Annotated in this window: 22 protein-coding genes; 7 read left to right on the top strand and 15 right to left on the bottom strand. The window is 52.3% G+C overall.

The window, feature by feature from the left end:
* Positions 1–2 precede the first annotated feature (2 nt).
* The 4 genes from nrfD to nrfA are packed head-to-tail and all read right to left on the bottom strand — an operon-like array spanning position 3 to position 3,671.
* Positions 3–959: a cytochrome c nitrite reductase subunit NrfD gene (nrfD, locus tag D9742_RS16385; RefSeq protein WP_130237593.1), complete on the bottom strand. Its 957-nt coding sequence runs from the start codon at positions 957–959 to the stop codon at positions 3–5.
* On the bottom strand, positions 956–1,627 hold the full coding sequence (gene nrfC / locus D9742_RS16390; protein ID WP_000220281.1) for a cytochrome c nitrite reductase Fe-S protein: 672 nt from the start codon (positions 1,625–1,627) through the stop codon (positions 956–958). Before nrfC ends, nrfD begins: the two co-directional genes overlap by 4 nt.
* Positions 1,624–2,190 (bottom strand): cytochrome c nitrite reductase pentaheme subunit, encoded by a 567-nt coding sequence (gene nrfB, locus D9742_RS16395; RefSeq protein WP_001295391.1) that lies wholly within the window; start codon positions 2,188–2,190, stop codon positions 1,624–1,626. The genes nrfC and nrfB overlap by 4 nt, the downstream gene beginning before the upstream one ends.
* A 44-nt stretch (positions 2,191–2,234) precedes the next feature.
* On the bottom strand, positions 2,235–3,671 hold the full coding sequence (gene nrfA / locus D9742_RS16400; RefSeq protein ID WP_000196875.1) for an ammonia-forming nitrite reductase cytochrome c552 subunit: 1,437 nt from the start codon (positions 3,669–3,671) through the stop codon (positions 2,235–2,237).
* 392 nt (positions 3,672–4,063) lie between these two features.
* Here nrfA and acs point away from each other — a divergent pair, with 392 nt between their 5' ends.
* The 3 genes from acs to actP all read left to right on the top strand — a co-directional run bounded on the left by acs (position 4,064) and on the right by actP (position 8,183).
* Positions 4,064–6,022 (top strand): acetate--CoA ligase, encoded by a 1,959-nt coding sequence (acs, locus tag D9742_RS16405; protein ID WP_130237594.1) that lies wholly within the window; start codon positions 4,064–4,066, stop codon positions 6,020–6,022.
* A gap of 200 nt (positions 6,023–6,222) precedes the next feature.
* Positions 6,223–6,537 (top strand): DUF485 domain-containing protein, encoded by a 315-nt coding sequence (locus D9742_RS16410; protein WP_001296646.1) that lies wholly within the window; start codon positions 6,223–6,225, stop codon positions 6,535–6,537.
* The gene (gene actP, locus D9742_RS16415; RefSeq protein WP_000832551.1) at positions 6,534–8,183 is read left to right on the top strand and encodes a cation/acetate symporter ActP; all 1,650 of its coding nucleotides are present in this window, start codon (positions 6,534–6,536) and stop codon (positions 8,181–8,183) included. The genes D9742_RS16410 and actP overlap by 4 nt, the downstream gene beginning before the upstream one ends.
* 82 nt (positions 8,184–8,265) lie before the next feature.
* Here actP and D9742_RS16420 read toward each other — a convergent pair whose 3' ends face one another.
* The 3 genes from D9742_RS16420 to soxR all read right to left on the bottom strand — a co-directional run bounded on the left by D9742_RS16420 (position 8,266) and on the right by soxR (position 12,423).
* On the bottom strand, positions 8,266–9,915 hold the full coding sequence (locus D9742_RS16420; protein ID WP_130205832.1) for a Na+/H+ antiporter: 1,650 nt from the start codon (positions 9,913–9,915) through the stop codon (positions 8,266–8,268).
* Positions 9,916–10,064: 149 nt separating this feature from the next.
* Positions 10,065–11,414 (bottom strand): guanine/hypoxanthine transporter GhxP, encoded by a 1,350-nt coding sequence (ghxP, locus tag D9742_RS16425; protein ID WP_130237595.1) that lies wholly within the window; start codon positions 11,412–11,414, stop codon positions 10,065–10,067.
* Between the two features lie 544 nt (positions 11,415–11,958).
* Positions 11,959–12,423, bottom strand: a complete 465-nt coding sequence (gene soxR / locus D9742_RS16430) for a redox-sensitive transcriptional activator SoxR (protein WP_000412428.1) — start codon at positions 12,421–12,423, stop codon at positions 11,959–11,961.
* A gap of 85 nt (positions 12,424–12,508) precedes the next feature.
* Here soxR and soxS point away from each other — a divergent pair, with 85 nt between their 5' ends.
* The gene (gene soxS, locus D9742_RS16435; RefSeq protein WP_000019357.1) at positions 12,509–12,832 is read left to right on the top strand and encodes a superoxide response transcriptional regulator SoxS; all 324 of its coding nucleotides are present in this window, start codon (positions 12,509–12,511) and stop codon (positions 12,830–12,832) included.
* A 2-nt stretch (positions 12,833–12,834) separates the two neighbouring features.
* On the opposite strand, the gene D9742_RS16440 is transcribed toward soxS, so the two are convergent.
* Positions 12,835–14,421: an EAL domain-containing protein gene (locus D9742_RS16440; protein WP_130237596.1), complete on the bottom strand. Its 1,587-nt coding sequence runs from the start codon at positions 14,419–14,421 to the stop codon at positions 12,835–12,837.
* Positions 14,422–14,861: 440 nt separating this feature from the next.
* Between D9742_RS16440 and D9742_RS16445 the strand changes: the two genes are divergently transcribed.
* Positions 14,862–15,143 (top strand): YjcB family protein, encoded by a 282-nt coding sequence (locus D9742_RS16445; RefSeq protein WP_130237597.1) that lies wholly within the window; start codon positions 14,862–14,864, stop codon positions 15,141–15,143.
* A gap of 98 nt (positions 15,144–15,241) precedes the next feature.
* Here D9742_RS16445 and ssb1 read toward each other — a convergent pair whose 3' ends face one another.
* Positions 15,242–15,778: a single-stranded DNA-binding protein SSB1 gene (ssb1, locus tag D9742_RS16450; RefSeq protein WP_104919864.1), complete on the bottom strand. Its 537-nt coding sequence runs from the start codon at positions 15,776–15,778 to the stop codon at positions 15,242–15,244.
* A gap of 252 nt (positions 15,779–16,030) precedes the next feature.
* Between ssb1 and uvrA the strand changes: the two genes are divergently transcribed.
* Positions 16,031–18,853, top strand: a complete 2,823-nt coding sequence (gene uvrA, locus D9742_RS16455) for an excinuclease ABC subunit UvrA (protein ID WP_130237598.1) — start codon at positions 16,031–16,033, stop codon at positions 18,851–18,853.
* A gap of 34 nt (positions 18,854–18,887) precedes the next feature.
* On the opposite strand, the gene D9742_RS16460 is transcribed toward uvrA, so the two are convergent.
* From D9742_RS16460 to dnaB, 6 genes are all read right to left on the bottom strand, one after another.
* Positions 18,888–19,244 carry an MmcQ/YjbR family DNA-binding protein gene (locus D9742_RS16460; protein ID WP_130218565.1) on the bottom strand — a complete coding sequence of 119 codons (357 nt, stop codon included), beginning with the start codon at positions 19,242–19,244 and terminating at the stop codon, positions 18,888–18,890.
* A 3-nt stretch (positions 19,245–19,247) separates the two neighbouring features.
* A complete protein-coding gene (locus D9742_RS16465; protein WP_130237599.1) occupies positions 19,248–19,664 on the bottom strand; it encodes a secondary thiamine-phosphate synthase enzyme YjbQ in 417 nt (138 codons plus the stop codon).
* Between the two features lie 110 nt (positions 19,665–19,774).
* On the bottom strand, positions 19,775–20,488 hold the full coding sequence (aphA, locus tag D9742_RS16470) for an acid phosphatase AphA (RefSeq protein ID WP_130237600.1): 714 nt from the start codon (positions 20,486–20,488) through the stop codon (positions 19,775–19,777).
* 328 nt (positions 20,489–20,816) lie between these two features.
* The gene (gene tyrB, locus D9742_RS16480; RefSeq protein WP_130237601.1) at positions 20,817–22,010 is read right to left on the bottom strand and encodes an aromatic amino acid transaminase; all 1,194 of its coding nucleotides are present in this window, start codon (positions 22,008–22,010) and stop codon (positions 20,817–20,819) included.
* A gap of 251 nt (positions 22,011–22,261) precedes the next feature.
* Positions 22,262–23,341, bottom strand: a complete 1,080-nt coding sequence (gene alr, locus D9742_RS16485) for an alanine racemase (protein WP_130237602.1) — start codon at positions 23,339–23,341, stop codon at positions 22,262–22,264.
* A 52-nt stretch (positions 23,342–23,393) separates the two neighbouring features.
* Positions 23,394–24,809 (bottom strand): replicative DNA helicase, encoded by a 1,416-nt coding sequence (gene dnaB / locus D9742_RS16490; RefSeq protein ID WP_130237603.1) that lies wholly within the window; start codon positions 24,807–24,809, stop codon positions 23,394–23,396.
* 82 nt (positions 24,810–24,891) lie between these two features.
* Between dnaB and D9742_RS16495 the strand changes: the two genes are divergently transcribed.
* On the top strand, positions 24,892–25,875 hold the full coding sequence (locus D9742_RS16495) for a quinone oxidoreductase (protein WP_130237604.1): 984 nt from the start codon (positions 24,892–24,894) through the stop codon (positions 25,873–25,875).
* Positions 25,876–25,991 lie beyond the last annotated feature (116 nt).

Genomic DNA, 25,991 nt, shown 5'->3' on the forward strand with positions numbered 1-25,991 from the left:
GCTTACGCCACCGTTAACTGCCCGGCGTAGAGAATGAAAAAGCGCAGCATCAACACGCCGACCAGGCTGGCTCCACACGCCGCCAGCACGGCAGGAATGCCGGAACTGCGATTCACCCACGGTTTGAGCAACATTGGCACAATCAGCCCCAGCCCGGCGACACCAAGCCAGAACCACCACGTCCAGTAACCGCCACCCAATGCCGCCACCAGCGCACGCACTTTACCGTCATCGCCCAGGGCCAGACCGACAAAAAACGCCACCAGCAGGAAGATTTCACCCCATACCACAGGGATTTCCATCCGGTGAACAAAGTGCGCTTCCGTGGAATGCGGGTTACTGCGTTGGCGTATCGCCATGGCGATCAGCGCCACCGCCGCACCGGACGAGATGCCGGAGAAGAGGAACAGCACCGGCAGGATCGGGTTATTGAGGAACGGATACGATTTCAGCGCCGACAGCAGAAAGCCGGTATAAGCCCCCAACAACACCGCCAGCACCAGCATCAATGTTTCCAGTCCGCGATGAACGGGCGTCAGCAGGCTCAGAACCTTTTGCACGATCCCCAACTTCGGCAACCAGCGTTGTTGCAGGGCAAGCAAATCTTGTTCAAAGATTTTCGCCAGCCACAGCACCAACACCACCATGTAGAGCTGAAACAGCATCACCCCCATCGACATCACCGAGGTAAAACTGTAGTGGAACATCAGCTTCCAGAAGGTCCACGGCTTTGTCAGGTGGAAGACGAGGATCAACAGACCGAGGATCACCGCGCCAGGCCCGACAATCAGCGTGGTGCGCAGCAACGTACTGTCTGCACCGCCCGCCTGCGGATAGAAGCGACGTAACAGCACGGCCAGCGTCACCAGACCGGCAGAAATACCAATCAAAAACAGGTAGATGGCAATCGGCCAGTCCCACACCAGTGATTCAAAATGAAATGCGGAAGTCTGCGTCATTGGCTCACCTCCCCGTATTTAAACGGTACGCGGTACAGCTTCGGTTTGGTTCCCAGCGCCAGCTTGTAGCGGTAAGTGGGCTTCTGGCGCAGCAGTTGCGAAATCTCACTGTTGGGATCGTCCAGATTGCCAAACGTCAGCGCCTTCGTCGGGCAAGCCTCAACGCACGCGGGAAGCTTACCGGCCTGCAAATTGGTCTTACGGCAGAAATCGCATTTGTCCGCCGTCTTCGTGACCGGATGGATAAAGCGCACGCGGTACGGACAGGCGGCGATGCAGTACTGACAACCGACGCAGAGATCCGGATTAACATCGACAATCCCACTGGCAGCATCGCGAAAAGACGCACCGGTCGGGCATACGTCAACGCACGGCGCATGATCGCAGTGCTGGCAAGACTTACGGAAGAAGCGATATTTCACATCAGGAAATTCGCCCTGCGGCTCGCTACGAATAATCGTCAGGCGCGAGACGCCTTCCGGCACCTTGTTCACTTCCCGACAAGCATCCATACAGGCGGTACAGCCGATGCATAACGACTCGTCATGCACCATGCCGTAACGTACCCCATTGATATTCAACGTTTTCGCCACCACGCGTCCTGCGGTGCCGCTGACGGCTGCCAGCACGCCGACGCCGGTGAGAAACTGGCGACGAGACCAGGTCATGGCTGCTCCTTAAGCAACGGAACAGACGCCGGGTTAAAGTTCGGATTGGTGCGCTGATCGCTGTGGCAATCGACGCAAATCTTAATCCGTCCTTTGTCACTTAACGTCTGCATCGTATCTTGCTGTGGATGCAGGGAATGGCAGCTGGCGCACGCCACTTTGGTTACGTGGACATCGTGCGGCCAGAACGCTTTTTGCAACTGTTCCGGCAGATGGCAGGACATACAGACGCTGTTCTGCTCTCCAACCTTGTACATCGGCTCGTTAAAGCGCATCACATCTTTCACCCCTTCGCGGTGTTGCGGTGATGGCTGGCCGTGACAGTTGGTGCAGGTGACCGGCAGTTTGTTATTCGGGTTGATAACGGAAGCATGTTTGCCATGCATACCTTCGGTATCTGGTTTATGACAGTCCAGACAGGCGGCATCCGGGTTACGCTGCTGGGTAACTTCGTAGCGATCATCAGATGCCTGCGCCGCAGGGGTAGCGGTAATTCCGTTCAGGCTCCACAACAGGCCCGACGCCAGCACCCCGGCAGTTAATAACGAACGTAATACGCTCATATTCACTCCATTGTGTTTTCCGCCCCTTGCGAGGCGGAACGGGGTTATTGGCTTAACAGACCGTTTTTACGTGCCTGCTCTTCCCACTGCGGGATCACCGTTTTGATGAAGTCCTGCTTCTCGGCCTTGATTTGTTCCATGTTCAGGCCAATTGCCTGCTGGGCTTTCTCTTTGGTCGAGATATCCGGGATCTGGATTTCATGGGTAATGCCTTTGGTCGCCAGCAAACGCGCCAGTTTGGTACGCGCATCAGCGGCTTTATCCATCGCCGTGCCGAGCATCCGCAGACCTTCTTCCGGTGCGTGCATATGAATGCCGTGGGAAGCGATCGCCAGATCCCAACGCCACTGGGCATGACGGATATCGTCCTGAATCGGCTTCATTTCGGCTTCCGTCGCGCCTGCGTCCAGCGCCGCTTTCGCTTCGAAGTGAGCGTGAACCAGTTGATCTTCAACCTTGATTTTCAAGTCGTTAATCGACTGCTTACGTTCCGCGACTACTTTTTGCAAGGCAGCTTTGTCCTGGGTATGGCAGTTCGCACAAGTCTGGGCGAAGTTATCAAACGGATTACCAATTTTATGGTCGGTGTAGAGTTTGCCTTCGGCGTTCTGCACTTTTGGCATATGGCAGTCGATACAGGTCACGTTGTTTTTACCGTGAATGCCCGCTGTCCAGGTTTCATATTCCGGGTGCTGCGCTTTCAGCATTGGCGTTTTCGACAGGGAGTTAGTCCAGTCGGAGAAGGCAATTTTGTCGTAATACTGCTCCATATTTTCGACTTTCATGCCGTCATCCCACGGGAATTTAACCGCTTTGTTTTTGCCGTCGAAGTAATACTCCACATGACACTGACCGCAAACCATCGATTGCTGGTCGAAACGTCCGGCTTTCTCAAAAGGTTTACCAATGGCTTCCATCGCGCGAGCCGCATACGGACGGGAAAGGGTTAACTCCGGTTTGCCTTTGGCGAACTCTGGTGAGGCGGTGTTATGGCAGTCGGCACAACCTAAGTTGTTGACGATTTCCGGGCCGCCGCGCGCCCATTTACCGTGGAAGTAGCCATCTTCGCCGTCTTTCTGGATCAGACGCGCCACATCCGGGCTTTTACAACTCCAGCACGCCATCGGTAGCGGACCATCTTCAGCGTTTTTCGGCGCACCGGTACGCAGGGTTTCACGCACATCGGTCACAGCAAAGGCATGTCCACGCGGCTTGTTGTAATCGCGCGAGAAGGGATACCCCGCCCACAGGATCACCAGCCGTGGATCTTCCGCCAGGGCGTCAACACGCTCTGACTGTTCCGAGGTGGCTTTCCAGGAGAGATATTGATCGGGATGCTGCGGGGCAAAGGTTTCATTCTTCGCTTCCACAGTTACAGGTTTTGCGGGAGCAGCCGTTTGTTCAGCGTGAACAGAAGTGAAAAAGAAAAAAGGAATCAATAAGCTGAAGATACGGCGTGCGTTTATTTTTATCCTTGTCATAGGGGCTTCATCCGAATTGCGCCATTGTTGCAATGGCGGTTTTTATTGTTTTTCACGACAGTAACCGCACCTACACTGTCATGACATTGCTCGCCCCTATGTGTAACAAATAACCACACTGTGAATGTTGTCTTTAATCAATTGTAAGTGCATGTAAAATACCACTTTAGAGTTAGTCAGTATCTTCCTCTTTTTCAACAGCATGCATAACTGCATGTTCCTCAAAGAATTAATCAACTTTTGTTGCTGACCTTCAAAAATTACCCTGCCGTTTATTTGCACAATTCTACTTTTGCGTGATCTGTCGCCCAAATACTAAACAAAACTGCCAATACCCCTACATTTAACGCTTATGCCACATATTATTAACATCCTACAAGGAGAACAAAAGCATGAGTCAAATTCACAAACACACCATTCCTGCCAACATCGCAGACCGTTGCCTGATAAACCCTCAGCAGTACGAGGCGATGTATCAACAATCTATTAACGCACCTGATATCTTCTGGGGCGAACAGGGAAAAATTCTCGACTGGATCAAACCTTACCAGAAGGTGAAAAACACCTCCTTTGCCCCCGGTAATGTGTCAATTAAATGGTACGAGGACGGCACGCTGAATCTGGCGGCAAACTGCCTTGACCGCCATCTGCAAGAAAACGGCGATCGTACCGCCATCATCTGGGAAGGCGACGACGCCAGCCAGAGCAAACATATTAGCTATAAAGAGCTGCACCGTGACGTCTGCCGCTTCGCCAATACCCTGCTCGAGCTGGGCATTAAAAAAGGTGATGTGGTGGCGATTTATATGCCGATGGTGCCGGAAGCCGCGGTTGCGATGCTGGCCTGCGCCCGTATTGGCGCGGTGCATTCGGTAATTTTCGGTGGCTTCTCGCCGGAAGCCGTTGCCGGGCGCATTATCGATTCTAACTCACGGTTGGTGATCACTTCCGACGAAGGCGTGCGCGCCGGGCGTAGTATTCCGCTGAAGAAAAACGTTGATGACGCACTAAAAAACCCGAACGTCACCAGCGTAGAGCATGTGGTGGTACTGAAGCGTACTGGCGGAAAAATTGACTGGCAGGAAGGGCGCGACCTGTGGTGGCACGACCTGGTTGAGCAAGCCAGCGATCAGCATCAGGCGGAAGAGATGAACGCCGAAGATCCGCTGTTTATTCTCTATACCTCCGGTTCTACCGGTAAGCCGAAAGGCGTACTGCACACTACCGGCGGTTATCTGGTGTACGCGGCGCTGACCTTTAAATATGTCTTTGATTATCATCCGGGCGATATCTACTGGTGCACCGCCGATGTGGGTTGGGTTACCGGACACAGTTATTTGCTGTACGGCCCGTTGGCCTGCGGCGCGACCACGCTGATGTTTGAAGGCGTACCGAACTGGCCGACGCCTGCCCGTATGGCGCAGGTGGTGGATAAGCATCAGGTCAATATTCTCTATACCGCGCCCACGGCGATTCGCGCGCTGATGGCGGAAGGCGATAAAGCGATTGAAGGCACCGATCGTTCGTCGCTGCGCATTCTCGGTTCCGTGGGCGAGCCAATTAACCCAGAAGCGTGGGAGTGGTACTGGAAAAAAATCGGCAACGAGAAATGCCCGGTGGTCGATACCTGGTGGCAGACCGAAACCGGCGGTTTCATGATCACCCCGCTGCCTGGCGCTACCGAGCTGAAAGCCGGTTCGGCAACACGTCCGTTCTTCGGCGTGCAACCGGCGCTGGTCGATAACGAAGGTAACCCGCTGGAAGGGGCCACCGAAGGCAGTCTGGTGATCACCGACTCCTGGCCGGGTCAGGCGCGTACGCTGTTTGGCGATCACGAACGTTTTGAGCAGACCTACTTCTCCACCTTCAAAAATATGTATTTCAGCGGCGACGGCGCGCGGCGCGATGAAGATGGCTATTACTGGATCACCGGGCGCGTAGACGACGTGCTGAACGTCTCTGGTCACCGTCTGGGGACGGCGGAGATTGAGTCGGCGCTGGTGGCCCATCCGAAGATTGCCGAAGCCGCTGTCGTCGGTATTCCGCACAATATTAAAGGTCAGGCGATCTACGCCTACGTCACGCTTAATCACGGGGAGGAACCGTCACCAGAACTGTACGCAGAAGTCCGCAACTGGGTGCGTAAAGAGATTGGCCCGCTGGCGACGCCAGACGTGCTGCACTGGACCGACTCCCTGCCTAAAACCCGCTCCGGCAAAATTATGCGCCGTATTCTGCGCAAAATTGCGGCGGGCGATACCAGCAACCTGGGCGATACCTCGACGCTTGCCGATCCTGGCGTAGTCGAGAAGCTGCTTGAAGAGAAGCAGGCTATCGCGATGCCATCGTAACCCACAATTGCCGGATGCGAGTCGGTAACGGTTTGTAGGCCTGATAAGACGCGACAGCGTCGCATCAGGCATTGATTGCCGGATGCGACGTATAACGCCTTATCCGGCCTACATTCGGCAAGGGTTACCCGAGCGTTAACCTTCTCCCATAAGGGAGCGGGAATTAAAACAATCCCTACATTACCTCTGGAGAATCTGTGATGAATGGCACTATTTATCAGCGGATAGAAGACAATGCGCATTTCAGGGAGTTAGTCGAAAAACGGCAACGGTTTGCCACCATCCTGTCGATTATTATGCTGGCAGTTTATATCGGCTTTATTTTACTGATCGCCTTCGCGCCCGGCTGGCTGGGCACCCCGCTGAATCCGAACACCAGCGTCACACGCGGTATTCCAGTTGGCGTTGGGGTAATAGTGATCTCCTTTGTTCTCACTGGTATCTACATCTGGCGGGCGAACGGCGAATTCGACCGTCTTAATAATGAAGTCCTGCATGAGGTACAAGCATCATGAAAAGAGTTCTGACGGCGCTTGCCGCCACACTCCCTTTCGCAGCTAACGCCGCGGATGCTATTAGCGGGGCCGTAGAGCGCCAGCCAACGAACTGGCAGGCGATTATTATGTTCCTGATTTTCGTCGTGTTTACGCTCGGCATTACCTACTGGGCGTCAAAACGCGTACGTTCGCGTAATGACTATTACACCGCAGGCGGCAATATCACCGGTTTTCAGAACGGGCTGGCGATTGCCGGTGACTATATGTCCGCCGCCTCATTTTTGGGGATCTCCGCACTGGTGTTTACCTCCGGCTATGACGGGCTGATCTACTCGTTGGGCTTCCTGGTAGGCTGGCCAATCATTCTGTTCCTGATTGCCGAACGTCTGCGTAACCTCGGTCGCTACACCTTTGCCGATGTAGCCTCTTACCGCCTGAAACAAGGGCCGATTCGTATTCTTTCGGCATGTGGTTCTCTGGTGGTGGTGGCGCTTTACCTTATCGCCCAGATGGTCGGCGCCGGTAAATTGATTGAACTGCTGTTCGGCCTTAACTATCACATTGCGGTAGTGCTGGTCGGCGTGCTGATGATGATGTACGTTCTGTTCGGCGGCATGCTGGCGACCACCTGGGTACAGATTATCAAAGCTGTGCTGCTACTTTTCGGTGCCAGCTTTATGGCCTTTATGGTGATGAAACACGTCGGCTTTAGCTTTAACAATCTGTTCAGCGAAGCGATGGCGGTACACCCGAAAGGTGTCGACATCATGAAACCGGGCGGACTGGTGAAAGATCCGATCTCAGCACTGTCGCTGGGGCTTGGGCTGATGTTTGGTACGGCTGGCTTGCCGCATATTCTGATGCGTTTCTTTACGGTCAGCGATGCCCGCGAAGCACGTAAGAGCGTGTTCTACGCCACCGGATTTATGGGCTACTTCTACATCCTGACCTTTATTATCGGCTTTGGCGCGATCATGCTGGTTGGTGCAAATCCGGAATATAAAGACGCGGCGGGCCATCTGATTGGTGGTAACAACATGGCGGCTGTTCACCTGGCCAATGCGGTGGGCGGTAACCTGTTCCTCGGCTTTATTTCAGCGGTTGCTTTCGCCACTATCCTCGCGGTAGTTGCGGGTCTGACGCTGGCGGGCGCATCGGCAGTGTCTCACGACCTGTATGCTAACGTCTTCAAAAAAGGCGCAACCGAACGTGAAGAGCTGCGAGTATCGAAAATCACCGTGCTGATCCTCGGCGTGATTGCCATTATCCTCGGCGTGCTGTTTGAGAATCAGAACATCGCTTTCATGGTGGGCCTGGCGTTTGCCATCGCCGCAAGCTGTAACTTCCCAATCATTCTGCTTTCCATGTACTGGTCAAAGTTGACTACCCGTGGCGCGATGATGGGCGGCTGGTTAGGACTGATTACTGCGGTGGTGCTGATGATCCTCGGCCCGACTATTTGGGTACAGATCCTCGGTCACGAAAAAGCTATCTTCCCGTATGAATACCCGGCGCTGTTCTCTATCACCGTGGCATTCCTCGGCATCTGGTTCTTCTCGGCAACTGATAACTCAGCGGAAGGGGCGCGCGAGCGTGAACTGTTCCGTGCGCAATTTATCCGTTCCCAGACCGGCTTTGGCGTTGAGCAGGGCCGCGCGCATTAATCTCCACTCGCCTCTGGTCACCAGACCAACGGTAAAAAGGTGCGATGTACTGCACCTTTTTACCGATTACACCGCCAAAGCGTTATTGGTTCTCTTCTATTAACAACGCTTCCAGCAAATCAAGATCGTGTAGCAACTTTTGCAGCGTTTCGTTGCTGATCTCCCGCGTGGCGCGCAGGTGATAAAGTTCCGCACGTTCAGAACGCAACGCCGCCAGACGGAATCGACGCTCCAGATTCTCTTCCTGGACAGAACTTTCAACGTCGTTTCGGCCGTCGGCGCGACGACGCAGGTTACCGATGACGCGAGAGCTGACTTCGGTAAGCAGCTGGTTGTCGATATTCTCTTCAGTGTCCGCCGCCAGTCGCTCTTCCATTTTCTGGATCGCCACAATCGCTACTTCTGCCGTTGCCGCGCGCGCAATGCGTTCCTCTTTCAACTGCTGCGAATGGTCTGCAACTTCAATGTGTTGCAGCAGAACAGGCAGCATCACCACGCCAACAAACAGCGAGAAAAGAATGACGCCTGCCGCCAGGAACACCAGCTCATAACGCGCCGGGAAGACGTTACCGTCCGGCAACAGCAGCGGAATAGAGAGCACACCGGCCAGGGTGATGGCCCCGCGAACTCCAGCAAAAGACGCGATAAGAATTTCTCGTGTGGTCCACGAACCAAACTCCATCGGTTTCTTCTTCAGGAAGCGGTTACTGAACTTTTTCATCGTCCACAGCCAGCCGAAACGGACCAGCATGAGCGCCGCGTAAATCAAGATGATGTCGGTAAATAGCATCCAGATTTCGACATTTGGGTCGATCTCTGCCGCCATCAGCGACGTCTCCAGAATGCCCGGCAGTTGCAGGCCCAACAGCAAGAACACCATGCCGTTAAAGACAAACTCCAGCATTGCCCAGGTGCTGTTCGCACGCAGACGCATCGCCAGCGGCGCACGGCGCATCACGCCTGAACGGGTGATGGTCATCCCGGCAGCAACCGCCGCAAGGATACCGGACACGCCAATATGTTCGGCAATCAGATAAGAGGCGAACGGCAGCAGGAACAGCAGTACGATCTGTGTCGCAGGTTCATCGCCGCCCCAGCGGCTCAGGAAGCGCAGCGAGCGACCATACAGCCAACTCACTACAAACCCCGCGAGAATACCGCCGATCGCGACTTTCATAAATTCGACCGTCGCACCGCCAACAGTGAAGATCATGGTCCCCATCGCGACTGCCACGGCAAACTTCAGCGACACCAGGCCGGAGGCGTCATTCATCAACGCTTCGCCCTGCAAAATTCCCATGATTTTTTTCGGTATTCGCCCTTCACCAACAATCCCGGAGAGCGCCACGGCATCGGTCGGAGAGAGCACCGCCGCCAGCGCAAAGGCCGGAATTAGCGGAATGCCTGGCACTACCCAATAAATGAGGAAGCCAATGCCGACTACGGTGACAACCACCAGCGCCAGCGCAAGACCGAAGATCTCCCGACCATGTTCGAGAAATTCACGGGTCGGCGTTTTCCAGCCATCAGCAAACAGCAGCGGCGGGATAAACAAAACTAAAAAGAGTTCAGGATCAAACTCCACATGCAAACCAAACGTCGGCCACGCCAGTAGCGCACCAATGGCGATTTGCATAAGCGGAAGCGGGATCTGAAAGGGCATGACACGAGTGACCACCCCGGACAGCGAAACCACGAGGGTCATTATCAGTATGGTAAAGAAGATTTCCATGCGTTCCCTGTTTGCGATGTTTTATGGTTTGAGAAAGGCGTTATGCCTGAATTCTCAGTTTTTTCAGAATATCGCAAAAGCTCACACAATGTACGGAGAAAATAAAAACGGGCAGCCATTACCGCCCGTTTTCAGAATCTTATTAAAGCTTAGATAGCCCAGCCACCCGCATAGAAGGCGACCAGCGCCACAGCAATGACGACCGTACCAATATTCAACTTACGCCATTCGCCAGAAACCAGACGACCAATGACCAGGGTCGCGAAACCGATCATAATGCCGGTCACGATGTTACAGGTCAGTACAATGAATACCGCCGTCACCAGCCCCGCCATCGCATCAACAAAATCAGCAAAGTCGATTTTCGCCACATTGCTCAACATCAGCAGGCCAACATACATCAGAGCCGGAGCCGTTGCGTAACCAGGAACAAGGTAAGAGAGCGGAGAGAGGAACAGAATCAGCAGAAACAATACGCCGACGGTGATTGCCGTCAGACCTGTTTTACCGCCCGCGGCCGTACCCGCCGCAGACTCGATGTATACCGCTGCCGGAGCCGCCCCCACCAGGCCTGAGAAAACGCTGCTCAGGGAGTCGGTGGTCAGCGCTTTGCCGCCATCAATAATCTGCCCGTCTTTATCCAGCAGGTTCGCCTGACCGGCGACTGCACGGATGGTTCCGGTCGCATCAAAGACCGCAGTCATCACCAGCGCCAGTACGCTCGGCAGTACCACCGGATTCAGCGCGCCCATAATGTCCAGGCTACCAATCAGCGAGTTACCATTTTCATCACTCAGTGACGGCATAGCGAAAACGCCGGAAAAATGGACATTAGGATCGAAGATCAGGCCCACAATCGAGATACCGATAATGGTCAGCAGAATGCCGCCCGGCACTTTCAGTTTTTCCAGACCGACGATCACCGCCAGACCTACCAGCGACATAATGACCGGAAAGGTTGCGAAATCACCCAGCGCAACCGGCAGACCGTCGAGCGGATTTTTAATGACCAGGCCAACACCATTAGCAGCAATCAGCAGCAGGAACAGGCCGATACCAATCCCCGTACCATGCGCCACACCGTGCGGCAAGTTGCGCAAAATCCAGCTACGGATACCCGTTGCAGAAATGACTGTAAACAGTACCCCCATCAGGAACACGGCGCCCAGCGCAACCGGAACGCTAATATGCTGCCCCAGCACCAGGCTGAATGCAGTAAACGCAGTCAGGGAGATGGCGCAACCGATAGCCAGCGGCAAATTGGCCCACAGCCCCATCGCGATAGAACCAATTCCGGCAACCAGACAGGTCGCAACAAAAACTGCTGCTGGCGGGAAGCCCGCTTTACCCAGCATGCCCGGAACGACGATTACCGAGTAGACCATCGCCAGAAACGTTGTTAACCCGGCAACCACTTCCTGACGGACAGTGCTTCCACGTTGTGAAATTTTAAACCAGGCGTCGAGTGAACCGCCGGTACGCGCTGATGGCGTAGACATAGAAAACATCCCCTGAGAGTTTATTTTTCGTCAAGATGCGTGGCGGACAATCCCCTGCCAGCGAAACGTTATCTTCCTGCTCCAGGTTTGCGACAATATGGGGCGTCGCAAAAAAGCAAACGTTTAGCTCCGCGCATACAAAACGGGTGGTAAAAAAAAGCAAACGATTATCCGGCGATCATAGCGGCTTTTTCAACCTAAGTTTGCTGCTTTTTTCCCTTTTCTTGTATTGACGATGAAAAACCAGGCAATTGATGCGCAAACGTTATCGTCGATGCGCAAAATTACGGCATTTGTAGGTAGCTTGTAGCGAAGGGTTGCAGTAAAAAATCGCGCAACATGGCAAAAACATTGCGGCTAAAAAGCGTCTTTTTGCACTGGCGAAGATACGGGGGCGGCATACAATTAAAGTATCAACACCAACCGGAACCTCCACCACGTGCTCGAATGAGGTGTGTTGACGTCGGGGGAAACCCTCCTGTGTACCAGCGGGATAGAGTGAAAGACAAAGACCGGAAACAAACTAAAGCGCCCTTGTGGCGCTTTAGTTTTGCTCGTCTTCCAGCAAACGCGCGCCAGTACCTTCTTCCCCTAAGCGGTCGCCCGGGTTACGCAACGGGCAGTCACTACGCGAAAGGCAGCCGCAGCCAATACAACCGTCCAGTTCATCTCGCAGAGCCACTAAGGTATGAATGCGCCGATCTAATTCTTCTCGCCATTGCGAAGAAAGCTGCTTCCACTCTTTGGCGCTTAATGTATGCCCTTCAGGCAACACACCAAATGCTTCACCAATAGTCGCCAATGGAATACCAATACGTTGAGCAATTTTGATAATCGCCACATATCGCAGCACATCACGCTTATATCGTCGCTGATTGCCGCTATTTCGAATACTGGTAATCAGCCCTTTGCTCTCATAGAAATGCAGTGCAGATACCGCTACCCCACTGCGTTTCGCCACTTCGCCTGGGGTGAGCAAGGCTTTAATGCGGGGTAATTTCTTTTCCATAAATCGCTTTACCTCAAGTTAACTTGAGGAATTATACTCCCCAAAAGATGAATTAACGAACTGAACACTGAAAAGAGGCAGATTTATGTCCCATCAGAAAATTATTCAGGATCTTATTGCATGGATTGACGAGCATATTGACCAGCCACTGAACATTGATGTCGTCGCGAAAAAATCAGGTTATTCAAAGTGGTACTTGCAGCGGATGTTCCGCACGGTAACGCATCAGACACTTGGTGATTACATTCGTCAACGCCGCCTGTTACTGGCTGCCGTCGAGTTGCGCACCACCGAGCGTCCTATTTTTGATATCGCAATGGATCTTGGGTATGTCTCACAGCAGACCTTTTCCCGCGTTTTCCGTCGGCAGTTTGATCGCACTCCCAGCGATTATCGCCACCGTATCTAGAATTATTGCCCGCACATTAACTCATGTGCGGGCAATTTCCCTGTCCATTCCATAAACATTTGCGGCGGCATCGCCTTTGCAAAGTACCAGCCCTGACAATAACGCACGCCGCGTTTGCGCAGCCAATTAACCTGCTCCGACGTTTCTACTCCTTCCGCTATCGTTTTTAGCCCCAGACTGTGTGCCAGTTCAATGATGTGTTCCGCAATCAAATGGCTGGTTTTGTGCGTGGTCAGCGTCTCAACAAACGATTTATCGATCTTCAAAATATCGATATTCAATGAATTAAGGTTGTGCAAGTTGGAGTAGCCAATGCCAAAGTCATCAATCGCAACTTCATAACCGGCCCGACGGAAAGCATGAATAATCGGCGTCATTTTGGTGACATCAAGAAACGCATGTTCAGTAACTTCAAATTTAATTTGCTGCGGATGCACCGCGTATTGCTCTATTTTCTGATTGGTTCGTGCAATTAAACGCGATGTATGAAAATCGGAGGCCGACAGGTTAATAGAAATATAGCGATCGGCATGTGTTGCCAGATACGCCCCCAGATCGCTGAATACATTATCAATAACATAATCAGTGACTAACTCAATCATCCCCTCTTTTTCCGCCAACGGGATAAACTCTGCCGGACTCATCACTTGCCCCTGGCCACCAGGCCAACGTAGCAACGCTTCAGCGCCAATACATTTTTCTGTTTTGATATCGATAATTGGCTGGTAATAAAGACAAAGCTGTCGTTTTTCGAGGGCGCGTTGCAATTTGCGTTTGGGTGACTGGTACTCCTGGCTAATCCGCAACCAGAGTAACAGCAGTACCAGACTGCAAAAAATACCTGCGGGCAAAGCAAAGATAAGATGATTATAAAAATGGGCGATAAGACGTTTATTTGAAGTGGCAACAATGGCCGCTATCGGGCGTTTTGTCGAATGTACCATTGCATACAAATGACCATTTCGTTGCACCGTTAAATCATTCAGATGAATTAGCGGAGTAAACGTTTCAGCCGAGGCCTGATTGCTTAACGAAAAAAAGGTTTTCGTCACCGTATCATACACGCCCCATTGCAACGTCGGATCGTCAGATATCACCTCACTCCAGAATAAAGGATTGATGACCGCCACATAATTACCCCGCTGCATATAAGTCATTTTATAACCGGAGAAAAAAGGGGTATCGCGGTAATAATAGATAGAAATGTCAGGGTCGCGCTTATAATCCGCGGGGGCTATCATATATCCGTCAACTGGAGCGATAAGCGAAGAACATAAAAAACGGTTATCCTGGGCATATATCAGTTCATTGATATAAAGATAGCCACGAATAATATTCAACATTCGCTTTTGATGATCCTGAGTACAAACTTGCCCCTGATAGCGTTCCGCTTCATCGCTCGCTGAATCTGCCTGTTGAATAACCAGCTCGGATTTATCCAGCGCCAGCTGGGCAAAGACACGAAGCTGATTGTTCACTTCTGATTTTGCCCAAATGAAGGCAATCCATAGAGACAGGATGATGGGGAGGAGTGCTATAAAGATAATGCCCGGCAACGCCAGCAATTTGTGTCGTGCACGATGACTCATTTCTATCAATTCCCTGTCTGGTTATAGCTGGTCATTGCAAGGTGAAAACCCTGGCCACCGACGACGTTAGATAAATCTTACGGCATAAATAGCACTTTTGCCTGATTTGAAATTGATACCTTTATAATTGTTGTTTTAATAAGAAATAACACGCTGATATCAAAAAGAATTTACTAAAAAACGCGAGCCAGTCAGAAAGATACGATATGTTGTATTTTCGCGATGCCACTGAAAAACCACAAAATAAGCACGCTAATAAAAATAGCGATGCTATCTGGCTAACAAACAGCCAATTGTGATATAGTTCACAAAAATAATGAAACACAATAATTGTTTCATTTCGGTATTATGTAAGCCCCATGATAGCCAGAGTGCATCACGCCTCCCGTGAGAAAAGCCGTGCTGTCCAGGGTATCGGTTATTTTCAGAGGAAATGTTCGATGGCTACCCTCACCACTGGCGTGGTTCTTCTTCGCTGGCAACTTCTTAGCGCCGTACTGATGTTTCTGGCAAGTACGCTCAACATCCGTTTTCGCCGGTCTGATTACGTAGGACTCGCGGTGATCAGTAGTGGCCTGGGCGTTGTTTCCGCCTGCTGGTTCGCGATGGGACTGCTCGGAATTACCATGATGGATATTGCCACAATCTGGCACAACATTGAGTCGGTAGTGGTCGAAGCCACAAATCAGGCACCGCCACAATGGCCGATGATTTTGGTGTGATATGCAGAAGCCTCCATTATGGAGGCTTCTTTGTTATCCCTGGCAGATGCGTTAATCACCTACCTTAAAACAATATAATCTATTGTTTTAAAATAGAATCAGAATGGGATATCGTCATCGAAATCCATCGGCGGCTCGTTAGACGGCGCTGCCGGAGCGGACTGCTGCGGGCGAGACTGCGCGCCGCCGCTGAACTGATTGCCACCCTGCGGCTGCTGAGGCTGACCCCAACCGCCCTGGGGCTGACCACCGCCCATATTGCCACCTGCAGGAGCGCCACCGCCCTGACGGCCACCCAGCATCTGCATGGTGCCGCCAACGTTCACCACGACTTCTGTGGTGTAGCGATCCTGGCCAGATTGATCGGTCCATTTGCGGGTACGCAGCTGACCTTCGATATAAACCTGAGAACCTTTACGCAGATATTCGCTGGCTACTTCTGCCAGTTTGCCGAACAGCACAACGCGGTGCCATTCTGTCTGCTCTTTCATCTCGCCGGTCGCTTTATCACGCCAGGATTCGGAAGTAGCCAGCGTAATGTTGGCAACTGCGCCACCATTCGGCATGTAGCGTACTTCCGGGTCCTGACCCAGATTACCAACGAGAATAACCTTGTTTACGCCTCTGCTGGCCATGTTCATGTCTCCTGAAAAAAAACGTTCTAATAAGTGTAAACGCGCGATTGTAGCATTACCAATAGCGGTTTTACTATGTTGTGACCTCGGTTCCGCTAAACAATTCTGGTCAAACATTGTTACATAGCGCTCTGGGTTTCGCATTCCAACACTGTATATTCATTCAGGTCATTCTGTGTCATAATTAACCGTTTGTGATCGCCGGTAGCACCATGCCACCGGGCAAAAAAGCGTTTAATCCGGGAAAGGTGAATGGATAAGATCGAAGTTCGGGGCGCCCGCACCCATAATCTCAAAAACATCAACCTCGTTATCCCCCGCGACAAACTCATTGTCGTGACCGGGCTTTCGGGTTCTGGCAAATCCTCGCTCGCTTTCGACACCTTATATGCCGAAGGGCAGCGTCGTTACGTTGAATCCCTTTCTGCCTATGCGCGGCAGTTTCTGTCACTGATGGAAAAGCCAGACGTCGATCATATTGAGGGGCTTTCTCCTGCCATCTCAATTGAACAGAAATCGACGTCTCATAACCCGCGTTCCACGGTGGGGACAATCACCGAAATCCATGACTATTTGCGTCTGCTGTACGCTCGCGTCGGTGAGCCACGCTGCCCGGACCACGATGTTCCGCTGGCGGCACAAACCGTCAGCCAGATGGTGGATAACGTGCTGTCGCAGCCGGAAGGCAAACGTCTGATGCTGCTGGCGCCGATTATTAAAGAGCGCAAAGGCGAACACACGAAAACGCTGGAGAATCTGGCAAGTCAGGGCTACATCCGTGCGCGCATAGATGGCGAAGTCTGCGATCTTTCCGATCCACCCAAACTGGAACTGCAAAAGAAACACACCATTGAAGTGGTGGTTGATCGCTTCAAGGTACGTGACGATCTCACCCAACGTCTGGCAGAGTCGTTTGAAACGGCGCTGGAGCTTTCTGGCGGTACAGCGGTCGTCGCTGATATGGACGATCCAAAAGCGGAAGAACTGCTCTTCTCCGCCAACTTCGCCTGTCCGATTTGCGGCTACAGTATGCGTGAACTGGAACCGCGTCTGTTTTCGTTTAACAACCCGGCGGGGGCCTGCCCGACCTGTGACGGCCTCGGCGTACAACAATATTTCGATCCTGATCGTGTGATCCAAAACCCGGAGCTGTCGCTGGCTGGCGGTGCGATCCGCGGCTGGGATCGCCGCAACTTCTATTACTTCCAGATGCTGAAATCGCTGGCAGATCACTATAAGTTCGACGTCGAAGCGCCGTGGGGCAGCCTGAGCGCGAGCGTGCATAAAGTGGTGTTGTACGGGTCTGGCAAAGAAAACATCGAATTCAAATACATGAACGATCGTGGCGATACCTCCATCCGCCGCCATCCGTTCGAGGGCGTGCTGCATAATATGGAGCGCCGTTATAAAGAGACGGAATCCAGCGCGGTACGCGAAGAGTTAGCCAAGTTCATCAGCAATCGTCCGTGTGCCAGCTGCGACGGAACACGTCTGCGTCGGGAAGCACGCCACGTGTATGTCGAGAATACGCCGCTGCCTGCTATCTCCGACATGAGCATTGGTCATGCGATGGAATTCTTCAACAATCTCAAACTCGCCGGACAAAGAGCGAAGATTGCGGAAAAAATCCTCAAAGAGATTGGCGATCGCCTGAAATTTCTCGTTAACGTCGGCCTGAATTACCTGACGCTTTCCCGCTCGGCAGAGACACTTTCCGGCGGTGAAGCCCAGCGTATCCGTCTGGCGAGCCAGATTGGCGCAGGGCTGGTTGGCGTTATGTACGTTCTGGATGAACCGTCTATCGGCCTGCACCAGCGCGATAACGAACGCCTGCTGGGTACGCTTATCCATCTGCGCGATCTCGGTAATACCGTGATTGTGGTGGAGCACGACGAAGACGCTATTCGCGCCGCTGACCACGTTATCGATATCGGTCCTGGCGCGGGTGTACACGGTGGTGAAGTGGTCGCGGAAGGTCCGCTGGAAGCGATTATGGCCGTGCCGGAGTCGTTAACCGGGCAGTACATGAGCGGTAAACGCAAGATTGAAGTGCCGAAGAAACGCGTTCCGGCAGATCCGGAAAAAGTGTTGAAGCTGACAGGGGCGCGCGGCAACAACCTGAAAGACGTGACGCTAACGCTGCCGGTCGGTCTGTTTACCTGCATTACAGGTGTTTCAGGTTCCGGTAAATCCACCCTAATTAACGACACGCTGTTCCCGATTGCCCAACGCCAGTTGAACGGCGCGACCATCGCCGAACCGGCACCATATCGCGATATTCAGGGACTGGAGCATTTCGACAAAGTCATCGATATCGACCAAAGTCCGATTGGTCGTACTCCGCGTTCTAACCCGGCGACCTATACCGGCGTGTTTACGCCTGTACGCGAACTGTTTGCGGGCGTACCGGAATCCCGTGCGCGCGGCTATACGCCAGGACGTTTCAGCTTTAACGTTCGTGGCGGACGCTGCGAGGCCTGTCAGGGCGACGGCGTGATCAAAGTGGAGATGCACTTCCTGCCGGATATTTACGTGCCGTGCGACCAGTGCAAAGGTAAACGCTATAACCGTGAAACGCTGGAGATTAAGTACAAAGGCAAAACCATCCACGAAGTGCTGGATATGACCATAGAAGAGGCGCGAGAGTTCTTCGATGCCGTACCTGCGCTGGCGCGTAAGCTGCAAACGTTGATGGATGTTGGCCTGACGTACATTCGTCTGGGGCAGTCCGCAACCACCCTTTCCGGCGGTGAAGCCCAGCGCGTGAAGCTGGCGCGTGAACTGTCAAAACGCGGCACCGGGCAGACACTGTATATTCTCGACGAGCCGACCACCGGCCTACACTTTGCAGATATTCAGCAACTTCTCGACGTGCTGCATAAACTGCGCGATCAGGGCAACACCATTGTGGTGATTGAGCACAATCTTGACGTAATCAAAACCGCAGACTGGATTGTCGACCTGGGGCCGGAAGGTGGTAGCGGCGGCGGCGAGATCCTCGTCTCCGGTACGCCAGAAACCGTCGCGGAGTGTGAAGCATCACACACGGCACGCTTCCTCAAGCCGATGCTGTAATCGTTAAGGCCGCTTTCTGAGCGGCCTTTTCCTTTCAGAGTTGCACCAGCAATTTACGTTTTTCTTCCGGCAGCAAATTCACCGCCTGCTGATAAGACGCATCGACCAGATAATAGATTTGCGAATCCGGCAACGAACCGTCGAGATACACGGTGCTCCAGTGTGCTTTGTTCAGATGTCGGCTGGGGCGAACATCGCTATGCTGCTGTCGCAAAAGCTCGGCCAGCGCAGGGCTGGTTTTCAGCGAAACCGCTGGGCGATTTTCCACTTCTTTCACCATCGCAAACAGCACATCTTCCACTTTGATCTGCGTTGCTTTCCAGTCACTATGCACACTCTGTTCTGCGCCTGGTTTTGCCATGCAATATTGTAGCAACTCCGAAATGGTCATTTTTTACTCCCCTTGTAGTGTCGCGATAATGCGACGCGAACCGCCGTGGATGCGATGCTCCCCAAGCCATATTCCCTGCCAGGTGCCGGTCTGAATACGCCCCTTATGCACTGGCAATACGAGCGATACCCCCAGCATTGAGGATTTGATATGAGAAGGCATATCGTCTGCCCCTTCATAGTCATGCTCATAGTTTCCGTTGTCGGGAACGGTGCGGAGAAAAAAACGCTCCATGTCATGGCGTACCGTAGGGTCGCAATTCTCATTAAGTGTTAGAGAGGCGGAAGTGTGTTGCAGCAACAGATGCAGTAAACCGACATTAACACGCGGCATATCAGCTAGTTGAGTCAGGATTTCATCCGTTACCAAATGAAACCCACGAGATTTAGCGCTAAGCGTGAGCGTCTTTTGAAACCACATGTGCTGCTCCTTGATAAAACTCTCTTTATCAGTTTGCAGCAAGACAGCGAAAGGATAAAGGTGTGATTAAAAAAACAGCACTCGGGAGAGTCAGGCACTCTCCCGACTTATCAGTATTCTGAATTGATGATCACCTCTTCATCGAATGCACCCGCTTGTGGCAAGGGTTTGTAAGTGGAGTTGGAAGCTCGCAGAATGCGGATGCCACGGATGCCAACATCACGAGCAGCGGTAATATCGTTATCGGAATCACCATAAAAAATTCGGATATTTTTATCCTGTAGCCACTGCGTTTTGGTATTTTGTCCTGCTTTATCGCCCGCAAAAATCACCGGGTTCATACTGGTTGCAGGAATGTGAAAGTCATCAGCCAGCGTTTTTGACACTGTTTCAGTTTTCGTAGGGCTACGACCTGTCACAAAGAAAATGGTGTCGCCACGGCGGACATGCATATCAATCAGCTGACGCGCGACCTCTTTTGGAATACTGAATTCATCCCAACCGTTGTTCATCTTTTCCCAGAATTCCGGGTTTTTTAGATAATCTTCGCTTTCTGGCGAGAACGTTTTTTTGCCGCGCCAGAATCCGGGGCTGGAAAACAGAACAGTGTCATCAATATCAAACCCAACAGCCATCTGTGGGCGTCCTGCCAGACTGTTTTCAATTTGGGCGACTGAAACCCAATGAATTGGCGCCTGTTCAGCGAGTTTGGCTACGTTAGTACCCGGATTAAGCGGTGAAGGTGATGAGGCCAGGGCAACAGCGGAACTGTTTAGAGCGAACAATAAGCAAACGGCACTCAATGCCTGTGTGATCTTGCGCATATTTTTCCCTAAATAGTCAGTAAGTTAAAACTTTTTATTGTGAGATTTGTTGAAAAAACCATCTGACCATAACGCCAGCAGCGGGGGAAAGGAAGGATTATCTGCGGTTTTGTTAGAGAAAGGGAGCAGGATCACATGAGAGAAGCTCGTGTTTTTTAATAACTTAATGTCTATCCATTGGGTAGGTATATCCATTTAGTCCGTGGTTAATATCGCTTACCAGAAGTGAGCGATTTTATATGAGGGGCAGAATATTTCCTTCACTCTATTTAATTATATCAATAAGTTATAATTTAGCAGGTGGCTGTTCAACCACCTGCTAACGACATCACATCACTGCTGCAAACGCCTTCGCCACGCGATGCACATTTTGCGCGTTAAGTCCGGCAACACACATGCGGCCGCTGGCAATCAGGTAAACACCAAACTCTTCACGCAGTCGATCAACCTGAGCAGCGCTTAAACCGGTATAGCTGAACATGCCGCGCTGCTTAAGCAGATAATCAAAATTGCGTTCTGGCATCTCTTTACTCAATACCTTCACCAGTTCCTGACGCATCGCCAGAATACGGGTACGCATTTCTTCCACTTCTGCCAGCCAGCTAGCTTTTAACGCCGCATCATTCAGCACCGTAGCCACCACCTGCGCACCAAAATTTGGCGGGCTGGAGTAGTTGCGGCGTACTGTTGCTTTCAACTGCCCCAGTACGCGGCCTGCGGCTTCAGCATCCTCACACACCACAGAAAGACCGCCGACACGCTCGCCGTAAAGGGAGAAAATTTTCGAGAATGAATTGCTCACCAGAGCAGGTAATCCGGCGCTAGCGATCGCGCGAATGGCGTAAGCATCTTCTTCCATACCGGCACCAAATCCTTGATAGGCAATATCGAGGAATGGGATAAGCTCGCGTGCTTTGAGAATTTCAATCACCGCGTCCCACTGGTCGTTGGCAAAATCGGCGCCCGTTGGGTTATGGCAGCACGGATGCAGCAGCACAATGCTACGGGCTGGTAATGTTTTCAGCGTCGCCAGCAAGTCATTAAAGCGCACACCGTTGGTTGCTTCGTCATACCAGGGGTAAGTACTCACTTCGAATCCAGCACCCGCGAATATTGCCACATGGTTTTCCCAGGTGGGATCGCTGACCCAGACGCCTGATTCCGGGAAGTAGCGTTTCAGGAAGTCAGCGCCCACTTTCAATGCCCCCGAGCCACCAAGCGTTTGAATGGTTGCTACGCGCTGTTGTTGCAGTACCGGATGGTCAGTGCCAAACAGCAGCGGCGCAATGGCATGGCGATAGCTGTTCAGCCCTTCCATCGGTAAATAAAGCGAAGCGCCATGAGGTTGTGCATTCAGACGCGCTTCCGCTTCCGCGACAGCTTTTAGTTGCGGAATAATCCCGTCTTCGTTGTAGTACAGACCGATACTCAAATTCACTTTGTCGCTGCGAGTGTCTTCTTTAAAACGCTCCATAAGCGAAAGAATCGGGTCGCCAGCATAGGCGTCAACTTTTTGAAACACGCGATGGTTCTCCAGGTTTACGGGCAGGTGGTTAAAACACAATAAACTGGAAGATGGCGAAGATCGAGAGGATGTTTAGGGGCGAACGGCAATTAGCAACAGAGTGAGACTCATAACAAACGCACAATCGGCAGATACACAGCCTTTATAAGAGCCATGCGAGAATATCAATTTATTGAATTGGTGATTTTATTGGCCGGATAAGGCATTCACGCCGCATCCGGCACAGACAATCAAATATTACAGAACGATTAATCCACGTATTTCATCGCGACCCTTGAAGTCAGGCGCGTGATAAGTTCGTAAGCACTCACTTTTGTTATTTCTGCGATACGCTCTACGGGCAAACCTTCGCCCCATAAAATGACCTGATCCCCGGCTTTATCCTGCGCCTGCGGGCCTAAATCAACGCAGATCATATCCATCGCCACGCGACCGACAATCGGCACTTCGCGACCATTGACCAGCACCGGAGTACCAGACGGCGCAGCGCGCGGATAACCATCGCCATAGCCCATTGCCACCACGCCAAGACGGGTATCACGTTCGCTAATCCAGGTTCCGCCATAACCTACCGGTTCACCCGCTTTATGCTCGCGCACGGCAATCAGGCTGGAGGTCAGTGACATCACCGGCTGGCAACCGAAATCGGCACCGGTGGAACGATCTTCCAGTGGCGACACACCGTAAAGAATGATGCCCGGGCGCACCCAGTCAAAATGCGACTGTGGCCATAGCAGAATGCCACCTGACGCAGCAATCGAACGCTGGCCCGGTTTGCCTTCGCAAAAGGTGTTGAAGATATCGAGTTGTTTCTCGGTTGCGCCACATTGCGGTTCATCCGCACGAGCAAAGTGGCTGACAATATTCACCGGCTGACGCACGTTTTTACATTGCGTAAGACGATGATAAAACGCCTCGGCTTGTTCCGGCCTGACGCCCAGACGGTGCATACCTGTATCGAGTTTCATCCAGACGGTAACCGGCTCTTCCAGACTAGCCTCTTCCAGGGCTGTGAGCTGTTCTTCGTTATGCACAGCAGTATGAAAGTGCTGCGCAGAAATTGTCGGCAGATCTCTGGCGTCAAAAAAGCCTTCGAGCAGCAACACAGGTTTGGTGATTCCTCCCGCCCGGAGTCGCTGGGCTTCTTCGAGACGGGCAACGCCAAAGGCGTCGGCATCAGGAAGCGTTCGCGCGGTTTCAAGAAGACCGTGACCATAAGCGTTCGCTTTCACTACCGCAACCATTTTACTGGCAGGCGCCAGTTCACGAAGACGTTGCAGGTTGTGTCGCAGAGCGCGGCGGTTAATCACTACAGTTGCCGCTTGCATTTGTGTTCCTTGATAAGTGTTTGCTTTAATTACCTAATACATAAAATAATTATTATTCGTCGTCGTACTGCGGCCCCGCGTAGTTGTCGAAGCGCGACCATTGACCGTTAAAGGTCAGGCGTACCGTCCCGATTGGGCCGTTACGTTGTTTACCGATAATAATTTCCGCAATGCCTTTCAAATCACTGTTCTCGTGATAAACCTCATCACGATAGATAAACATGATCAAGTCCGCATCCTGCTCGATGGAGCCGGATTCACGCAAGTCGGAGTTGACCGGGCGTTTGTCGGCACGTTGTTCCAGAGAACGGTTCAACTGGGACAGGGCCACCACCGGCACGTTCAGTTCTTTCGCCAGAGCTTTCAGCGAGCGGGAGATTTCTGCAATTTCCAGCGTACGGTTATCGGAAAGCGCCGGCACGCGCATCAGTTGCAGGTAGTCGATCATGATAAGCCCGATGCCGCCGTGCTCACGAGCAATACGACGCGCGCGCGAGCGCACTTCCGTTGGCGTCAGACCGGAGGAATCATCGATATAGATATTGCGTTTTTCGAGCAAAATGCCCATGGTACCGGAAATACGCGCCCAGTCTTCATCATCCAGCTGCCCGGTACGGATTTTGGTCTGGTCGACACGCGACAGCGACGCCAGAGAACGCATCATAATCTGTTCCGATGGCATCTCCAGCGAGAAGATAAGTACCGGTTTATCCTGCAACATCGCCGCATTTTCGACGAGGTTCATCGCAAATGTCGTTTTACCCATCGACGGACGCGCCGCGACAATGATCAAGTCCGACGGCTGCAAACCGGCTGTTTTTTTGTTGAGATCGTCATAGCCGGTGTTTACCCCGGTCACGCCATCGTGCGGCTGCTGGAACAGTTGCTCAATACGCGCGACGGTAGCGTCGAGCACATCGGCGATGTTCTTCGGCCCTTCGTCTTTGTTCGCACGACTTTCGGCAATTTTAAAGACGCGGGATTCAGCCAGATCCAGCAGATCTTCGCTGGTGCGCCCCTGTGGATCAAAACCGGCTTCGGCAATCTCATTCGCAACCGAGATCATCTCGCGAACAACGGCACGTTCACGCACGATGTCCGCATAAGCACTGATGTTCGCCGCACTTGGCGTATTTTTTGACAGTTCCGCCAGATAAGCAAAACCACCGACGCTATCAAGTTGCCCCTGGCGCTCCAGCGATTCCGCCAGTGTTATCAGATCAATCGGGCTACCGCCTTCCTGCAAACGCGCCATTTCGGTAAAGATATGGCGGTGCGGACGGGTGTAGAAATCGTCTGCCACTACACGCTCGGCTACATCATCCCAGCGTTCGTTATCCAGCATTAAACCGCCCAACACCGACTGCTCCGCTTCGATCGAGTGCGGAGGCACTTTCAGCCCGGCAACTTGTGGATCGCGTTCGCGGGGTTCAGCCTGCTGTTTGTTGAAGGGTTTATTTCCTGCCATAGTGAATGGAGTTACCGAGATAAAGAATGGGTCGAAACTTTACCATATGAAGCAGACCCTGACGATACGTTCTGGAGGACACATGGCAACACGAATTGAATTTCACAAGCACGGTGGCCCGGAAGTACTACAAGCCGTGGAGTTTACTCCTGTCGATCCGGCAGAGAATGAAATCCAGGTCGAAAATAAAGCCATTGGCATTAATTTTATCGACACGTATATCCGCAGCGGCCTTTATCCGCCGCCATCACTGCCCAGTGGATTAGGGACAGAAGCAGCTGGCATCGTAAGTAAAGTCGGCAGTAGCGTGAAGCATATCAAAGCAGGCGATCGCGTGGTCTATGCGCAGTCGGCATTAGGCGCTTACAGTTCTGTGCATAACGTCAATGCCGATAAAGCCGCAATTCTGCCTGCGGCGATCTCTTTTGAGCAAGCCGCCGCATCATTCCTGAAAGGCTTAACAGTTTATTATCTGCTACGCAAAACGTATGAAATCAAACCGGATGAACAGTTCTTATTCCATGCGGCGGCGGGTGGCGTTGGCTTAATTGCCTGTCAGTGGGCAAAAGCCTTAGGGGCAAAACTTATTGGCACCGTCGGCAGCGCGCAAAAAGCACAAAGCGCCTTAAAAGCAGGCGCGTGGCAGGTGATTAACTATCGCGAAGAGAATCTGGTCGAACGGTTAAAAGAGATTACCGGCGGCAAAAAAGTACGTGTGGTGTACGATTCTGTGGGTAGAGACACCTGGGAACGGTCGCTGGATTGCCTGCAACGTCGGGGTTTAATGGTCAGTTTTGGCAACTCATCAGGCGCGGTTACCGGCGTGAACTTAGGCATACTCAATCAGAAAGGCTCGTTGTATGTGACACGCCCTTCCCTCCAAGGCTATATCACCACGCGGGAAGAGTTAACCGAAGCCAGTAATGAACTGTTTTCGTTGATTGCCAGCGGCGTAATTAAAGTGGATGTCGCAGAACATCAGAAATATCCGCTGAAGGATGCGCGGCGTGCGCATGAGATTCTGGAAAGCCGGGCGACGCAAGGTTCCAGCTTGTTGATTCCATAAAAGAAATAGGGCTTCCACCTGGGAAGCCCTTTCTTTTTATAGTTCGGCTGTATGTAGGGTACAGCTCGATGAATTTGTTTGACGCGCAATAGTGACAGATTTGATTATCAATTCCT

This window comes from Escherichia sp. E1V33 (genome assembly GCF_004211955.1).
GTDB lineage: Bacteria > Pseudomonadota > Gammaproteobacteria > Enterobacterales > Enterobacteriaceae > Escherichia.

Excerpts from the sequence above, each read along its gene's own strand:
- nrfD (WP_130237593.1), bottom strand. The coding sequence starts at position 959 with ATGACGCAGACTTCCGCATTTCATTTTGAATCACTGGTGTGGGACTGG.
- nrfC (WP_000220281.1), bottom strand. The coding sequence starts at position 1,627 with ATGACCTGGTCTCGTCGCCAGTTTCTCACCGGCGTCGGCGTGCTGGCA.
- nrfB (WP_001295391.1), bottom strand. The coding sequence starts at position 2,190 with ATGAGCGTATTACGTTCGTTATTAACTGCCGGGGTGCTGGCGTCGGGC.
- nrfA (WP_000196875.1), bottom strand. The coding sequence starts at position 3,671 with ATGACAAGGATAAAAATAAACGCACGCCGTATCTTCAGCTTATTGATT.
- acs (WP_130237594.1), top strand. The coding sequence starts at position 4,064 with ATGAGTCAAATTCACAAACACACCATTCCTGCCAACATCGCAGACCGT.
- D9742_RS16410 (WP_001296646.1), top strand. The coding sequence starts at position 6,223 with ATGAATGGCACTATTTATCAGCGGATAGAAGACAATGCGCATTTCAGG.
- actP (WP_000832551.1), top strand. The coding sequence starts at position 6,534 with ATGAAAAGAGTTCTGACGGCGCTTGCCGCCACACTCCCTTTCGCAGCT.
- D9742_RS16420 (WP_130205832.1), bottom strand. The coding sequence starts at position 9,915 with ATGGAAATCTTCTTTACCATACTGATAATGACCCTCGTGGTTTCGCTG.
- ghxP (WP_130237595.1), bottom strand. The coding sequence starts at position 11,414 with ATGTCTACGCCATCAGCGCGTACCGGCGGTTCACTCGACGCCTGGTTT.
- soxR (WP_000412428.1), bottom strand. The coding sequence starts at position 12,423 with ATGGAAAAGAAATTACCCCGCATTAAAGCCTTGCTCACCCCAGGCGAA.
- soxS (WP_000019357.1), top strand. The coding sequence starts at position 12,509 with ATGTCCCATCAGAAAATTATTCAGGATCTTATTGCATGGATTGACGAG.
- D9742_RS16440 (WP_130237596.1), bottom strand. The coding sequence starts at position 14,421 with ATGAGTCATCGTGCACGACACAAATTGCTGGCGTTGCCGGGCATTATC.
- D9742_RS16445 (WP_130237597.1), top strand. The coding sequence starts at position 14,862 with ATGGCTACCCTCACCACTGGCGTGGTTCTTCTTCGCTGGCAACTTCTT.
- ssb1 (WP_104919864.1), bottom strand. The coding sequence starts at position 15,778 with ATGGCCAGCAGAGGCGTAAACAAGGTTATTCTCGTTGGTAATCTGGGT.
- uvrA (WP_130237598.1), top strand. The coding sequence starts at position 16,031 with ATGGATAAGATCGAAGTTCGGGGCGCCCGCACCCATAATCTCAAAAAC.
- D9742_RS16460 (WP_130218565.1), bottom strand. The coding sequence starts at position 19,244 with ATGACCATTTCGGAGTTGCTACAATATTGCATGGCAAAACCAGGCGCA.
- D9742_RS16465 (WP_130237599.1), bottom strand. The coding sequence starts at position 19,664 with ATGTGGTTTCAAAAGACGCTCACGCTTAGCGCTAAATCTCGTGGGTTT.
- aphA (WP_130237600.1), bottom strand. The coding sequence starts at position 20,488 with ATGCGCAAGATCACACAGGCATTGAGTGCCGTTTGCTTATTGTTCGCT.
- alr (WP_130237602.1), bottom strand. The coding sequence starts at position 23,341 with ATGCAAGCGGCAACTGTAGTGATTAACCGCCGCGCTCTGCGACACAAC.
- dnaB (WP_130237603.1), bottom strand. The coding sequence starts at position 24,809 with ATGGCAGGAAATAAACCCTTCAACAAACAGCAGGCTGAACCCCGCGAA.
- D9742_RS16495 (WP_130237604.1), top strand. The coding sequence starts at position 24,892 with ATGGCAACACGAATTGAATTTCACAAGCACGGTGGCCCGGAAGTACTA.